Annotated in this window: 19 protein-coding genes; 14 read left to right on the forward strand and 5 right to left on the reverse strand. The window is 40.2% G+C overall.

Annotation, left to right across the window (positions count from 1 at the left end; all coding sequences use genetic code 11):
• Positions 1 to 127 precede the first annotated feature (127 nt).
• The 11 genes from V7L05_RS26210 to V7L05_RS26260 all read left to right on the forward strand — a co-directional run bounded on the left by V7L05_RS26210 (position 128) and on the right by V7L05_RS26260 (position 7,377).
• A complete protein-coding gene (locus V7L05_RS26210; RefSeq protein WP_335168484.1) occupies positions 128 to 1,048 on the forward strand; it encodes a DUF4351 domain-containing protein in 921 nt (306 codons plus the stop codon).
• Between the two features lie 291 nt (positions 1,049 to 1,339).
• Positions 1,340 to 3,970 (forward strand): bifunctional aconitate hydratase 2/2-methylisocitrate dehydratase, encoded by a 2,631-nt coding sequence (acnB, locus tag V7L05_RS26215; protein ID WP_335168486.1) that lies wholly within the window; start codon positions 1,340 to 1,342, stop codon positions 3,968 to 3,970.
• A 247-nt stretch (positions 3,971 to 4,217) separates the two neighbouring features.
• Complete coding sequence (locus tag V7L05_RS26220) at positions 4,218 to 4,664, forward strand: DUF29 domain-containing protein (protein WP_335168488.1); 447 nt, start codon at positions 4,218 to 4,220, stop codon at positions 4,662 to 4,664.
• Positions 4,665 to 4,677: 13 nt separating this feature from the next.
• Positions 4,678 to 4,824: a type II toxin-antitoxin system HicB family antitoxin gene (locus tag V7L05_RS26225; RefSeq protein WP_335168490.1), complete on the forward strand. Its 147-nt coding sequence runs from the start codon at positions 4,678 to 4,680 to the stop codon at positions 4,822 to 4,824.
• Positions 4,825 to 4,938: 114 nt separating this feature from the next.
• The gene (locus tag V7L05_RS26230) at positions 4,939 to 5,091 is read left to right on the forward strand and encodes a hypothetical protein (RefSeq protein ID WP_335168491.1); all 153 of its coding nucleotides are present in this window, start codon (positions 4,939 to 4,941) and stop codon (positions 5,089 to 5,091) included.
• Between the two features lie 97 nt (positions 5,092 to 5,188).
• Positions 5,189 to 5,965 (forward strand): hypothetical protein, encoded by a 777-nt coding sequence (locus V7L05_RS26235; RefSeq protein WP_335168493.1) that lies wholly within the window; start codon positions 5,189 to 5,191, stop codon positions 5,963 to 5,965.
• 36 nt (positions 5,966 to 6,001) lie between these two features.
• Positions 6,002 to 6,223 carry a type II toxin-antitoxin system HicB family antitoxin gene (locus V7L05_RS26240; protein WP_335168495.1) on the forward strand — a complete coding sequence of 74 codons (222 nt, stop codon included), beginning with the start codon at positions 6,002 to 6,004 and terminating at the stop codon, positions 6,221 to 6,223.
• Positions 6,213 to 6,425 (forward strand): type II toxin-antitoxin system HicA family toxin, encoded by a 213-nt coding sequence (locus V7L05_RS26245; protein ID WP_335168497.1) that lies wholly within the window; start codon positions 6,213 to 6,215, stop codon positions 6,423 to 6,425. Before V7L05_RS26240 ends, V7L05_RS26245 begins: the two co-directional genes overlap by 11 nt.
• Before the next feature lie 112 nt (positions 6,426 to 6,537).
• Positions 6,538 to 6,819 carry a DUF4258 domain-containing protein gene (locus V7L05_RS26250; protein ID WP_335168498.1) on the forward strand — a complete coding sequence of 94 codons (282 nt, stop codon included), beginning with the start codon at positions 6,538 to 6,540 and terminating at the stop codon, positions 6,817 to 6,819.
• Between the two features lie 17 nt (positions 6,820 to 6,836).
• A complete protein-coding gene (locus V7L05_RS26255; protein WP_335105137.1) occupies positions 6,837 to 7,067 on the forward strand; it encodes a type II toxin-antitoxin system MqsA family antitoxin in 231 nt (76 codons plus the stop codon).
• A gap of 82 nt (positions 7,068 to 7,149) precedes the next feature.
• Positions 7,150 to 7,377 (forward strand): hypothetical protein, encoded by a 228-nt coding sequence (locus tag V7L05_RS26260; RefSeq protein ID WP_335168500.1) that lies wholly within the window; start codon positions 7,150 to 7,152, stop codon positions 7,375 to 7,377.
• Positions 7,378 to 7,709: 332 nt separating this feature from the next.
• Here V7L05_RS26260 and V7L05_RS26265 read toward each other — a convergent pair whose 3' ends face one another.
• The 3 genes from V7L05_RS26265 to V7L05_RS26275 are packed head-to-tail and all read right to left on the reverse strand — an operon-like array spanning position 7,710 to position 8,370.
• A complete protein-coding gene (locus V7L05_RS26265; RefSeq protein WP_335168608.1) occupies positions 7,710 to 7,916 on the reverse strand; it encodes a PIN domain-containing protein in 207 nt (68 codons plus the stop codon).
• A gap of 20 nt (positions 7,917 to 7,936) precedes the next feature.
• Positions 7,937 to 8,113 (reverse strand): type II toxin-antitoxin system VapC family toxin, encoded by a 177-nt coding sequence (locus V7L05_RS26270; RefSeq protein ID WP_335168502.1) that lies wholly within the window; start codon positions 8,111 to 8,113, stop codon positions 7,937 to 7,939.
• Positions 8,110 to 8,370, reverse strand: a complete 261-nt coding sequence (locus tag V7L05_RS26275) for a hypothetical protein (RefSeq protein WP_292769494.1) — start codon at positions 8,368 to 8,370, stop codon at positions 8,110 to 8,112. The genes V7L05_RS26270 and V7L05_RS26275 overlap by 4 nt, the downstream gene beginning before the upstream one ends.
• A 392-nt stretch (positions 8,371 to 8,762) precedes the next feature.
• On the opposite strand from V7L05_RS26275, the gene V7L05_RS26280 reads away from it, so the two are divergent.
• On the forward strand, positions 8,763 to 8,936 hold the full coding sequence (locus V7L05_RS26280) for a DUF29 family protein (RefSeq protein WP_442937109.1): 174 nt from the start codon (positions 8,763 to 8,765) through the stop codon (positions 8,934 to 8,936).
• 407 nt (positions 8,937 to 9,343) lie between these two features.
• Here V7L05_RS26280 and V7L05_RS26285 read toward each other — a convergent pair whose 3' ends face one another.
• Together V7L05_RS26285 and V7L05_RS26290 are read right to left on the reverse strand one after the other, a co-directional pair.
• The gene (locus tag V7L05_RS26285) at positions 9,344 to 10,297 is read right to left on the reverse strand and encodes a D-2-hydroxyacid dehydrogenase (RefSeq protein ID WP_335168504.1); all 954 of its coding nucleotides are present in this window, start codon (positions 10,295 to 10,297) and stop codon (positions 9,344 to 9,346) included.
• Positions 10,298 to 10,729: 432 nt separating this feature from the next.
• Complete coding sequence (locus V7L05_RS26290) at positions 10,730 to 11,707, reverse strand: TauD/TfdA dioxygenase family protein (protein ID WP_335168505.1); 978 nt, start codon at positions 11,705 to 11,707, stop codon at positions 10,730 to 10,732.
• Positions 11,708 to 11,930: 223 nt separating this feature from the next.
• On the opposite strand from V7L05_RS26290, the gene V7L05_RS26295 reads away from it, so the two are divergent.
• Together V7L05_RS26295 and V7L05_RS26300 are read left to right on the forward strand one after the other, a co-directional pair.
• Positions 11,931 to 12,167 carry a hypothetical protein gene (locus V7L05_RS26295; protein WP_335168507.1) on the forward strand — a complete coding sequence of 79 codons (237 nt, stop codon included), beginning with the start codon at positions 11,931 to 11,933 and terminating at the stop codon, positions 12,165 to 12,167.
• Positions 12,157 to 12,360, forward strand: coding sequence for a hypothetical protein (locus tag V7L05_RS26300; RefSeq protein ID WP_335168509.1), 204 nt, complete (start codon positions 12,157 to 12,159; stop codon positions 12,358 to 12,360). Before V7L05_RS26295 ends, V7L05_RS26300 begins: the two co-directional genes overlap by 11 nt.
• The last annotated feature ends 285 nt before the right edge of the window (positions 12,361 to 12,645 follow it).

Below are 12,645 nucleotides of genomic sequence, written 5' to 3' on the forward strand. Positions count from 1 at the left end.
TTAAAAGTAATTAGCCAAATATGACATTACAGATATAGCAGTCTTATCAATTTTCTCAGGAATAATTCAGGACTGCTATATAATAAAACTTTGCATTATCCCAGAACTTCCGCAATTTTAAAATTGAATGACCCGTTTTATACATGATAAATTTGCCAAAGACTATCTAGAAGAACTATTAAAAGATTACGGAGAAGTCAAGGCATCAGAAAAAGTATCAGGAGAGATTAAAGAAATAGATGTTTTATTCACTCCTGCTAAACAGCAAAGTTCTAATTTACAAATACTGGGTTTATTAGGAAGATTTGCGGAACATCCTGCGATTATAGAATCATACCGCAATCCAGCTTCTACCGATGAAATCTGCGACTGTATTCTCAAATTATTAGAAATCAAGGCTCTATTACGACGAGAAGCTAAAGCCAATAAAACCAAACTTCAGGATTCAGAAATTCCCAAATTGTGGATTCTGACTCCAACCATATCTGAAACTAGATTGTCTAGCTTTGGAACTATGCAAAAAGCAACTTGGTTATCAGGAGTGCATTTTCTGCCAGATGCGTTGCGAACAGCAATTGTAGCAATACACCAACTACCCCAAACACCAGAAACGTTATGGTTGAGACTTTTAGGAAGAGGAAATGTGCAGTCACAAGCAATTATCGAGTTGCAAGCGTTACCATTAGATCATCCATACCAGAAAGCAACTCTTGAATTAGTTTACAACTTGCGCGAAAATTTGAGAGTAAATCAAGAATTAGAAGCAGATGATCGGGAGTTAATTATGCGATTAGAACCACTTTATCAAAGAGACAGAGAACAAGCCAAAGAAGAGGGAAGGCAAGAGGGAAGGCAGGAGGGAAGGCAAGAGGGAGAACAAGACTTAATAGTGCGTCTACTCAATCGCCGTATTGGTGAAATTGATGCATCATTAATCGAGCAAATTAAAGGCTTATCCATTGAACAATTAGAGAATTTAGGAGAAGCATTGCTAGACTTTTCTAGCGTCGCTGATTTAGAAACTTGGTTAAACCAACAATCAATATAATTCATTATTACTAGACCTGGCAACTAGAAGTCGCAGCTATACAGAGAAAACCCACCGACCTGGGTTAAGAATCCTTGATTTCCTCTTAGTCCAGGTCGGTGGACGAGAGTTTGTGTAGTAGCAAATTCTATTCGCCTCATATTTTTCAAACTTTCAGTATAAAAAAAACTTGCTAATAACTGATTACCAGTAAGGCTTTTAGTAATAAAAGTAAGCTAAACTTTTATAGCCAAGTATTGCCTAAAAATATTTCATAATTAAAGGGAGAAAATCCCAATGGAGAACATAAAAATGCTGGAATCATATCGTAAACACGTTGCCCAAAGAGCAGCACTCGGTATTCCTCCTTTACCATTGGATGCGAAGCAAACCTCAGAATTATGTGAATTACTGAAAAATCCGCCAAAGGGTCAGGAAGAGATATTATTACATCTATTGAGCGATCGCGTTTCTCCTGGTGTTGATCCAGCAGCTTATGTCAAAGCTGGATTTCTCACCGCCATTGCCAAAAAGGAAATCACCAGTCCCTTGGTTTCGCGCATAGAAGCGGTGCAATTGCTGGGGACGATGATAGGTGGTTACAACGTGCAATCTTTAATCGATTTACTGCAATTTCCCACTGTATCCCTCTCAGACTCATCCGAAACACCTTTAGTAATGGGCGGACAAGGAAAGGAACCCATCGCCGCCTACGCCGCCAACGCCTTAAGCAAAATCTTGTTGGTGTACGATGCCTTCCACGATGTTTTGGAGTTGTCTAAAACCAATCCTTTCGCCAAGCGGGTAATTGACTCTTGGGCGGAAGCTGAATGGTTTACCCTTCGTCCCACAGTTCCAGAAGCGATTACTGTCACCGTTTTTAAAGTTCCTGGCGAAACCAATACCGACGATTTATCCCCCGCCCAAAGTGCCACAACTCGCCCAGATATTCCCTTACACGCCTTAGTGATGTTAGAGTCACGGCAACCGGGAAGCTTGGCAACTATTGCTGAACTGAAGAAAAAAGGGCATCCTGTAGCTTATGTAGGGGATGTAGTTGGTACTGGTTCCTCGCGGAAATCTGCTATCAACTCAGTATTGTGGCATACAGGAAATGATATACCTTTTGTGCCAAACAAACGCGCTGGGGGTTATGTTTTAGGTGGTGCGATCGCGCCTATCTTCTTTAACACAGCAGAAGATGCCGGTGCTTTGCCTATTCAGTGCGATGTCAGCCAACTCGAAACCGGCGCGGTAATTACCATCCATCCCTACAAAGGCGAAATTACAAACGAAGCAGGCGAAGTCATTTCCACCTTTGCCCTCAAACCTGATACCATCCTCGATGAAGTTCGCGCAGGTGGACGCATTCCCCTACTTATCGGACGTACCCTCACCGACAAAACTCGTCTTGCACTTGGTTTAGAACCTAGCACAGTTTTTACCCGTCCCCAGCAAGGCTTTGACACAGGCAAAGGCTACACCTTGGCACAGAAAATAGTCGGTAAAGCTTGCGGATTACCTGGTGTGCGTCCTAGCACATCCTGCGAACCCATCATCAGTACCGTTGGTTCCCAGGATACCACAGGCCCCATGACCCGCGACGAATTGAAAGAACTCGCCTGTCTTGGTTTCAGTGCAGACTTAGTGATTCAGAGTTTCTGTCACACAGTTGCTTATCCCAAACCAGTTGACATCAAAACCCATCACGAACTCCCCGACTTTTTTGCCTCTCGTGGCGGTGTCGCCTTACGCCCCGGTGATGGTATTATTCACTCTTGGTTAAACCGGATGCTGCTACCCGACACCGTGGGAACTGGCGGCGACTCTCACACCCGCTTTCCCTTGGGTATTTCCTTCCCCGCCGGTTCGGGATTAGTGGCCTTTGCAGCCGCCTTGGGTGTGATGCCTTTAGATATGCCAGAGTCAGTATTGGTAAGATTTAAAGGTGAATTGCAACCAGGTATCACCCTGCGGGATGTCGTGAATGCGATTCCCTACGTGGCAATTCAAAAAGGTTTGCTGACAGCAGAAAAGCAGAACAAGAAAAATGTCTTCTCCGGGCGAATTCTGGAAATAGAAGGTTTGCCAGATTTAAAAGTTGAACAAGCCTTTGAACTCACCGATGCTAGCGCCGAGCGTTCTTGTGCCGGATGCACAATTAAGCTGAGTGTAGAGACAATTTCCGAATATCTGCGTTCTAACGTCGCGCTGCTGAAAAATATGATAGCACGAGGCTATCATGATCCGCGTACCATGCTGCGTCGTGTGGCAAAGATGGAAGAATGGTTAGCAAATCCCGTATTATTATCAGGCGATGCCGATGCAGAGTATGCGGAAATAATTGAAATTGATTTGAACGAAATCAAAGAACCAATTGTCGCTGCTCCCAATGACCCCGATAATGTTAAATTATTATCGGAAGTTGCGAATGATCCAGTGCAAGAAGTATTCGTCGGTTCTTGTATGACGAATATTGGCCATTATCGGGCAACAGCGAAAGTTTTGGAAGGCGCAGGTGAAGTGAAAACTCGGCTGTGGATTTCACCACCAACCCGGATGGATGAACACCAACTTAAAGAAGAAGGTGTATATAGCATTTTTGGGGCTGCGGGTGCTAGAACAGAAATACCAGGATGCAGTTTGTGCATGGGTAATCAGGCGCGAGTTGCTGATGGTACAACAGTGTTTTCTACCTCTACTCGTAACTTCAATAATCGCATGGGTAAAGATGCGCGAGTGTATCTTGGTTCAGCAGAATTAGCCGCAGTTAGTGCGCTACTGGGACGGCTTCCCACAGTGCAGGAATATTTGGATATTGTGGCGAGTAGAATTGAGCCTTTTGCCGATGATTTGTATCGGTATTTGAACTTTGATCAAATACTCGGTTTTGAGGATGAAGGGCGCGTGATTTCTAAGGAGGAGCAGGCTTTGTTGGTATAGTTTAATTAGGTGGGTGTTATCGAACAGAATTCAGAATTCAGAATTCAGAATTCCGAATTCAGGAGTCAGAATGAATTCTGTATGACTGGCGGATGAATAACTGGGTTTAAGACCCCCACCAAATCTACGATTTGGTGGTCAACAAGAGAGTGGCGGGTCTGAATCCCCGGCTGATTTATTCTGAATTCTGGATTCTGCATTCTTCTTCATGCCCACCTAATATTTAGCCTTTCCGAGAGGAATATTAATGACAAGTCCATCTTTTATAAATGAAAAAAATCTCTATGAACAAGACTTTTACTTGTGGACGCAAACAATTGCCCAGCAGTTAAAAGAAAATAATTTTAATCAAATAGATATACCTAATCTAATTGAAGAAATTGAAAGCATGGGGAGAAGTGAAAAACGCGAGTTAAAAAATCGATTAATTGTGCTATTAATGCACTTACTGAAATGGCAATATCAACCAGAAAACCGTAGTGAAAGTTGGCGCAGTACCATTTCTGAGCAACGTATCTGTATTGAAACATTATTAGAAGATAGTCCCAGTTTGCAACCTCTACTTGCAGAAGTATTTGAAGATTGTTATCAAAAAGCTCGTCTCAAAGCATCTGATGAAACAGGGATTAAATTAAATTTCTTTCCTAAAGAATCTCCTTTTACATTAGAAGAAATATTAAAAAATACTTATTAAGTTGGAGGAATGAATGAATTTTTACACCCTCGTACTCAGAAAAAGTTCTGGCTATTGGGTTGCTTTATGTTTAGAAAACGGCATTGTCGGGCAGGGAAATATTCAAGAGGATGCAATTAATAAACTGAAAGAAGCAATTGAATCCTTTGAAGTGGTTTAGGAGTCTGAAAGTAATATTTATAAATCTACCGTTTCAATAGATGAATTACATGAATTTTTAGCTGTTGAAGAAAAAGAACAAGATTTAGAGCAGTTTGTGCGCTGCTAGGATATTGTGGCGAGTAGAATTCATCCTTTTGCAGATGATTTGTATCGGTATTTAAACTTTGATCAAATCGCAGGTTTTGAGGATGAAGGGCGCGTGATTCTGTTGGAAGAGATGCCCAGGCTTGAGCATATTTTGGGTATGCCTACGGCAGCGAGGTAGGTAATAGTACGGTGGGCAATAGCCAGCTAATTATTTAACATCAATAGGTAAACAAAAATGACTTTTACACCGTTGTACTTAATTAATAAAAATACTAATGAGACTATATACAATTGATACTGTACAGAGACATAACTATTATAAACTTCAATTTCAACCCCAAGCAGGAATGATTCTGAAATTGGTTAAAAATGTACCTTGCTTGGGTTTCTCTGACTGTTATGCTATTGGGGATGCAATAATAAAAGCTGGCATTAACAAAGACCATAATATTATACCTTTTCTTCTGCAACAATCAACTATCGAAGAATTAAAGAATATACAAAACACAGAAGAATACAAAAAAGAACTACAGTTAAAGAGCAATACAGAAGATATAAATCAAGAATACTTTGAAGAGAAAACTAAAACCATTAAAATTTACGATAGCACACTACATAAGAATGAAAAAGGAATTATCTTTTTGAAAGAACAAGCTCTATCACAGGATAAAGATATCATTGTTCTCCTAGAACTGCCTGTAAATCAGGCTCAACCTCATTATAAATTTGATGGCAATATAGAAATTTTATTAAGTCTCCATAAAACTTATTATGATGAAAGTTCAAATTCAATTTCTCAGCCTCAACTTTATGTAGCGATAGTCAAGATGAGTCATGGTTCAAAAGTTGAATTTACATACTCTAGCCCTTATTCCGACGATATCACACTACGAACATTACAAAATTTAATTAAATATAAATTTGAGTACACTTGCCATGAAGGAGGATTATATTATAAAGATGTTGATGGAGATAAATTATATTTTAAAAAACCTGACGAAAAAGAGTTTTTAAATTTGTATTCTGAATTCTCTATTGATATATTGCTTTAAACTAAAAAAATGTAACCCAAACCTCAGACTATCCCTATGAAGTCTCTGCAAAACTATACCACCGTGATCCGCCCTGATGATAATGGCACATTTGTTGCCTATGTTCCAGCTATTCCTGGTTGTCACGCTTGGGGACAAACGCCAGATGAAGCCCATACTGAACTTATCTCTGTTTTTGAAATGATTCAAGAAGAGTACAAAGAACAAGGGCGTTCTCTACCTGGAAATGTCGAGCTGGTGATTGCAAATGCCAGCTAAAGCAAGTGAATTGGAAAGAGTTGCCCGAAAACTAGGATTTGAAAAAGTCCGACAGAAGGGTAGTCATGCTCGTTGGCAACATCCAGATGGACGAGTAACTACAATTCCCATTCATGGCAACGCCGAAATTGGTAGTTGGTTGTTTTATGAAATTCTTAAGCAGTTGGGCATTACAGAAGAAGATTTTAACCAGCTAAAATAATTAGTGCGATCGCACGCACCCTCCCACTTTGCATACAAACCCAAGTAGGGGAGAGGTCAATCCATGCGATCGCTGTAAACTATTAAAGTCTAATTCCTCTGAGATTACCACCTTGTTCGATGAAATTTTGCAACGAATGCGAGATAAAGTTTCTTCTCGTCTGTATTTAATGACGCTACACGCTGAAGAAGAAATGAGCGATGACAATCTAACAATCTATGACATTGAAGAAGGCATCCTCACAGGCGAAATACTGGAACGTCAAAAAGATAAAGTGACAGCAGAATCTAAATATCGCATCAGAGGTTTAACTCTTGATGCAGGGGAAGTCGAAATAATTGCCAAGCTAAGTCCAACTGGAAAACTTGTTATCATTACTGTATACATACCCTAATACCAGGAAAGCGGCAAATGCTGTGTGATATTTGTGGAAGCGAAGGTGTCAAAATCCGCCGAATTACTAGAACTTACGGTAAGGGTAAAGACCTGCTAGTAATAGAAAATATTCCAGCGATCACTTGTACTCATTGCGGCGAAAGTTATTTAACTGCTGAAACTCTTCACAAAATTGAACAAATCAAAACTAACCGTAAAAAATTAGCTGTTGAACGTCCTGTGGAAGTGGCTAGTTTTGGATCATGAATAATTGCTAAAATTAAATATTCCTTCAGCAATTGTCTCACTAAGCTGGTTCAAGAATAAATAACAAATAGGAGTTATTAAAATGCTTGAAGTTCACAAAAATTATGTTCTTGACGAAAATCAACGACCTATTGCTGTACAAATTCCTATCGCTGAATTTGAAAAAGTTGAAGAAATTCTTGAGGATTACGGTTTAGCAAAACTTATGGAGGAAGTAAAGGAAGAAAAACCATTATCAAAAGATGAAGCACTAAAATATTATCAATCACTAAAGGATTTTGGCTCTCCTAGACTTCGTTTGATAAATTAATACTAAAAAACCCCTAAAATACCTGATATAACTAGGTTTCGCTAAAATAGAATCAAAGATTTAATAAAAATATGCTTTTTGATTCTTGAATCCCCTACCATGTAAGGACTTAACCTGATATCAAGTATTAATTTTCTATAACTAGTCTAGGAGAGCCAGGATTTTAAATCTGGGTTTATGAAGAGTGGTCGCTGTTTGCTGTAGGGAATTATGAAAGCCATCACTTAGAGTAGTAAATAAAAGTGCGATCGCTTTCAACTATATACAATTTAAAATTAAGGTCACAAATTCCTTTACTGCATTGTAGACATTTATACTTTGTTTTTAACCTTCTATCCTTCAATTTCCCAATCTTCTATTTTTAACCCTTCGACCCTGACAAATTCTTTAGTATTATGAGTCACCAAAATTAAATCATGGGACAGTGCAATAGAAGCAATTAATAAATCATTATAACCAATAGGAATACCGAGATTAGCTAATTGAGCGCGAATCCTACCTGCATTTAAAGCTGAAATATCATCTAAAGGTAAAGAAATAAATACTTCTAAAAATCGCTTTACTTTTGCCCAAACTGATCTGGGTTATCACTTCTCATGGCTCCATAAAATAACTCTAGTTTCACAAATAAACAAACCGCAATATCTTCTAACTCATAATTTTCAAGTCTCTGGCGAATAATCGAATCTTCATTGAGATATTTAATACATACATTTGTATCTAGTAAATATTTCATGTCAATTTAAACTCTTCTAAATCATCAAAAACACCTTCAGAATCTATAATTAGAGGTGTATCTTTTAAAGATCCTGAAGTTTCTTCAAAAAAGTTAGCAGGCCAACCTTTTCCTTTAGGTTGATTTTCCTGCTCAGAATCAGTAATAGGTTGTAAAATAACAGTAATAGTTAAATCAACATTAGTGACATCTACAGGAATATCTAAATGTAATATTCCATCTTGTCCAACACGAGAGTTTAAAGTTATTCTTTGCATGGCATCTAATTAGATTAAATAGATTTATTTCTACTAAAGATATAGCTGATTATATATTAAATAATTGTAGATGGGAGCATGGGAAATCTATTTATTGGGTTGCTTTATGCTTAGACAATGGACTGGTAGGACAAGAGATAAATCAAGAAGCAGCAATCAAGCAACTTCATGAAGCGATCGCCTCTTTTTTGTTAGTCTATAAAATAGAACCTGATATTTACCATCGTTCACTCACTATAGAAGAATTACATGAGTTTCGCTTGTGTAGTAGCGTACTCCTACGGAGAAGCAAGCTACGCGTCAGCGTGCCGGAGGCTCTATTATATTCGCCCAATCTTTTCAAACATCGTCTTAGTCCCACCTAATTTTTAGCGTTTACAAGAGGAATATTAATGACCAGTCCATCTTTTATAAATGAAAAAAATCTCTATGAACAAGACTTTTACTTGTGGACACAAACCATTGCCCAGCAGTTAAAAGAAAATAATTTTAATCAAATAGATATACCTAATCTAATTGCAGAAATTGAAAGCATGGGGAGAAGTGAAAAACCACATCTTTCGTAGGGGTAAAGCATGCTTTACCTCTACAGCATCGTCTATTTACGATCAAAGGATAATTAAGAAGAGCCTGAAACAACCTATTTTTGTTAACGCACATCAGGATGAATTTGTACAGTGCGTAAGTCCTATATTGGTTAAAACCTCGCCCGAAGTTAAGCGAAAAAATTAAAATATTCTTCCTCGTTAAAACTCTATCCCTGTCTTACAAAGTTCAGAATCTCCTACGGAGACGCTACGCGAACGGCGTCAGCCGCCGCTCCGACGCCAGTTGCTTCAAGTCGGGAAACCGCAAGGGCACACTGGCTCGACTTTGCGCTTTATGGGTAGAGTATTCACCAATTCTGAATTCTGAATTCTGTATTCTGACTCCTGTTTTATTGAATATCCCCATGTTGGATGTCTCTAGCGGTTTAATATCCTGCTTGCTTATTAACTACATTCCGTAAGGGCTGGCCGGCTCGGTAGCGCTCTAGATTATCGAGAAACAAGGCGGCGATGCGCCCTTTTAATGCTGGGGAAATTGCGGAAGTGTGGGGTGTGATCAACAGGTTAGGTAAAGACCACAAAGGACTTTCTGGCGGTAGGGGTTCAATAGAAACTGTGTCTAATCCTGCACCTGCAATCCAGCCTTCAGTCAGAGCTTTAGTTAATGCTGATTCATCTACAACCGCACCGCGACCAACATTAATTAAATAGGCATGGCTGGGTAGCGATCGCAGTACTGTTTCATCGATTAAACCTTTAGTTTCTGGTGTCAAAGGTGTAGTAACAATTATATAGTCAACTTCTGGCAACAGTGCGTGCCATTCATCTGCACCGACGATTTTATCAAAATTCGGTAGAGGTGCGGGACGAAGGCGACCACCCCAAACTCTTGCCCCAAATCCTTTAGCACGATCTGCGATCGCCTGACCAATATTCCCAGTACCAATAATTAACACAGTTGAATTTGCCAACTCTGGCAGTACCAACCAGCTTTTTTCCCATATGCGTTGATCGTGATCTGCTTGCAGTTGCCGTAACTGCTTTGCATGATAGAGGATCAAAGTCAATACAAATTCTGAAATGGGAATCGCATGAACCCCCGCAGCATTAGTCAGGATAATATCATGTTCGAGAAAAATGGGTGTGAGGATGTGATTTACACCAGCACTAGGAGTTTGTTGCCAACGTAGTCCAGGAGCAGCCGCCAGCACCTTATGTAGAGTAGTCGGCTTTAATTTGAACCCATTGAGATAAATTTCCGCATCACTAGCATCACCATCAAAATTACCATCACTATCTACTTGCACAAATTGCGTATCAGCTGATAGGTATGGCTCAATCTCGGCGGCAAGCTCTATAGGTAGAATTAGTTTGACCACGGGTTAATCCTTCATAGAATTGCTTAGTATCCTGCTGACTACTCATCCACCCACCAGTAATATTAGTTAGGTAGAATAGACAGCGATCGCAATAGGTTTTCAATTTAATTTTTGTTAACAGTCAACAATCAGCCCCTTCGGGTAAGTCAAAAGTCAAAAGCCTTGCTATAAATTTTTGACTTTTGACTTTTGCCTTGCGGTACTAGCCCTTTCAAAGCAAAGGTTCGTACTATCTATGAAAGAAATAATGTTTTAACCCAATTTTGGTATTTTGGCTGAGTCGTAGGCGTAGCCCAACCTAGGCATCGCTTAATTTACAGCCCACAAATTTGGAGTTTAATGCATAATCTCTTTCTTAAATTCCAGCCGATACCTGAAATACCGTAAAAACTTTGATAGTACAGATGCTCACGTTGAAAAGACTAGTTCTAACTATCTAGCTGACGAAAGGACTGCTTCTGCTTCAAGCTTCTCGTCTTTGTTCTTGAAGACGGTTGGTAATTCGCTGCTTAATGGTTCACCTTCAACTATTTGCGATCGGAAACCATCAGTCCCGACTGGAATATCGCCAGTAATGGTGGTGCGATAGAGTACGCGCTCGACTTCTACATGATCTAAATCCTGCGGTGCTAAATGTGCGGTGGCGCGGTTGTCCCAGAACGCAATGTCACCATTGTTCCAGCGAAAGCGGGTGGTGTAGGCTGGCTTGGTGATCTGGTTGAAGAACAGCTCCAGCAGTAGCTCACTCTCTTGTGGTGACACGTCAAGAATGTGAGAAGTGAAGCCAGGGTTGACGAATAATGCACGTTCGCCTGTCTCTGGATGAACCCGCACTACTGGGTGAATGGAAACCTGGGGATTGGCTGCGATGCGCTGGACAAGCTTGCTGTTGCTAGGCAGCCGCAAACGCGCATTAAAGCGATGTTCTGCTTTCAATGTGTCTGCTAGCGCTTTCAGTGGTGCTGACAGACCCTCGTAAGCTGCAACCAGATTAGTCCATTGTGTATCACCACCAAAACTGGGGACGTTAACTGCACGTAAAATAGACCCCGCCGGTGGGTTAACAACTGCTGTCACATCGGTATGCCAACGGCTCTCGTAGCTGGAACGACGCAGACCATTCTTGCGTTCGTAGCGGCTGCGGTCAATCGGCAGTATTTGTGAGAAGCCTTCGATTGGCTGATCCTCGTGGGGATGTGCATAGGTCACTTCGCCGAAACGAGATGTAAAGGCAATCTGTGCAGCATGATCGATGTTCTGACCGCGAAAGAATATGACTTTCCACTTCAACAGTGCTTGACGAATTTCCGCAACTGCATCATCGTGCAGAGGACGCGAAAGGTCTACGCCGTTGATTTCGGCACCGATGAAACCAGCTACTTGTTTAACTTCAATGTGCTTGTTGCTCATATTATAAATTCTCCTGAGTTTTACCCAGAGGGCGGTGTTCGCACTTGTTCACTTCCTTTGTATTGCCATCAAGTGCAAGGAATATACCAAAGGAGGCGATCATAGCTGAAAATATTGTACAGTAAGTTGATACATTTACCGTATTATAAAATTATCTAATGCAGTGTCTCCCTTATCCGCCTCATCTCCCTAATCCGCATCCTGACTTAATTTGGAGTTCACCATGTCAGAACCACGTTATGGTATTTGGGCACTTGTTGGTGGTAACTTTGGCCCCCTAGATACTCAAGAAGAACCTGTTGATGCTAGTTATGAGCGATCGCGATCGCTAATTTTAGAAGCCGAACGTTTGGGGATAAATGAGATAATAGAAACAGGCGATCGCGTAGAAAAGCGATCGCCTGTTTCTAGATACTGTGTTTATTTAAGGCTTACAAGCCAAAATCTAAATGAAAGCTGATAAATATCCATTTGCTCAAGAACTGATCACTGACACTAAAGGTAACATCAGGAAAGTAGTTATAGATTTCCATGATTATCAAGGTCTGCTAGAAGCTGTTGAGGATGAAGGACTAATTCTGGCGATGAAGGAAGTGCAAGATGAAAAGCCACTGAACCTTGAAGAAGCATTAGCAGAACTAGATAAAGAGTAAATACCCAATATCTACCCAGCTTTCTGAAAGATATCAAAGCGCTCAAAAGTACACTACACTTTGAATCTATTAAAACACTTGCTTTTGAAGAAATACCAAATACCTTAAGTTTTGCAGAAATCACGAACATAAAAAAGCTCAAGGGACATGAAAATGCTTATCGGATTAGGATAGGTGATTATCTTTGATGGAGAAACAATTATATTTCAGCGAGTTCTACACCGTAAGGAGATTTATCGGTATTTTCCCTAATTGGAATAATGCCTTCGCAATTACGATTGTTTA

The organism is Nostoc sp., assembly GCF_036917755.1.
GTDB lineage: Bacteria > Cyanobacteriota > Cyanobacteriia > Cyanobacteriales > Nostocaceae > Nostoc.

Excerpts from the sequence above, each read along its gene's own strand:
- V7L05_RS26210 (WP_335168484.1), top strand. The coding sequence starts at position 128 with ATGACCCGTTTTATACATGATAAATTTGCCAAAGACTATCTAGAAGAA.
- acnB (WP_335168486.1), top strand. The coding sequence starts at position 1,340 with ATGCTGGAATCATATCGTAAACACGTTGCCCAAAGAGCAGCACTCGGT.
- V7L05_RS26220 (WP_335168488.1), top strand. The coding sequence starts at position 4,218 with ATGACAAGTCCATCTTTTATAAATGAAAAAAATCTCTATGAACAAGAC.
- V7L05_RS26225 (WP_335168490.1), top strand. The coding sequence starts at position 4,678 with ATGAATTTTTACACCCTCGTACTCAGAAAAAGTTCTGGCTATTGGGTT.
- V7L05_RS26235 (WP_335168493.1), top strand. The coding sequence starts at position 5,189 with ATGAGACTATATACAATTGATACTGTACAGAGACATAACTATTATAAA.
- V7L05_RS26240 (WP_335168495.1), top strand. The coding sequence starts at position 6,002 with ATGAAGTCTCTGCAAAACTATACCACCGTGATCCGCCCTGATGATAAT.
- V7L05_RS26245 (WP_335168497.1), top strand. The coding sequence starts at position 6,213 with ATGCCAGCTAAAGCAAGTGAATTGGAAAGAGTTGCCCGAAAACTAGGA.
- V7L05_RS26255 (WP_335105137.1), top strand. The coding sequence starts at position 6,837 with ATGCTGTGTGATATTTGTGGAAGCGAAGGTGTCAAAATCCGCCGAATT.
- V7L05_RS26260 (WP_335168500.1), top strand. The coding sequence starts at position 7,150 with ATGCTTGAAGTTCACAAAAATTATGTTCTTGACGAAAATCAACGACCT.
- V7L05_RS26270 (WP_335168502.1), bottom strand. The coding sequence starts at position 8,113 with ATGAAATATTTACTAGATACAAATGTATGTATTAAATATCTCAATGAA.
- V7L05_RS26275 (WP_292769494.1), bottom strand. The coding sequence starts at position 8,370 with ATGCAAAGAATAACTTTAAACTCTCGTGTTGGACAAGATGGAATATTA.
- V7L05_RS26280 (WP_442937109.1), top strand. The coding sequence starts at position 8,763 with ATGACCAGTCCATCTTTTATAAATGAAAAAAATCTCTATGAACAAGAC.
- V7L05_RS26290 (WP_335168505.1), bottom strand. The coding sequence starts at position 11,707 with ATGAGCAACAAGCACATTGAAGTTAAACAAGTAGCTGGTTTCATCGGT.
- V7L05_RS26295 (WP_335168507.1), top strand. The coding sequence starts at position 11,931 with ATGTCAGAACCACGTTATGGTATTTGGGCACTTGTTGGTGGTAACTTT.
- V7L05_RS26300 (WP_335168509.1), top strand. The coding sequence starts at position 12,157 with ATGAAAGCTGATAAATATCCATTTGCTCAAGAACTGATCACTGACACT.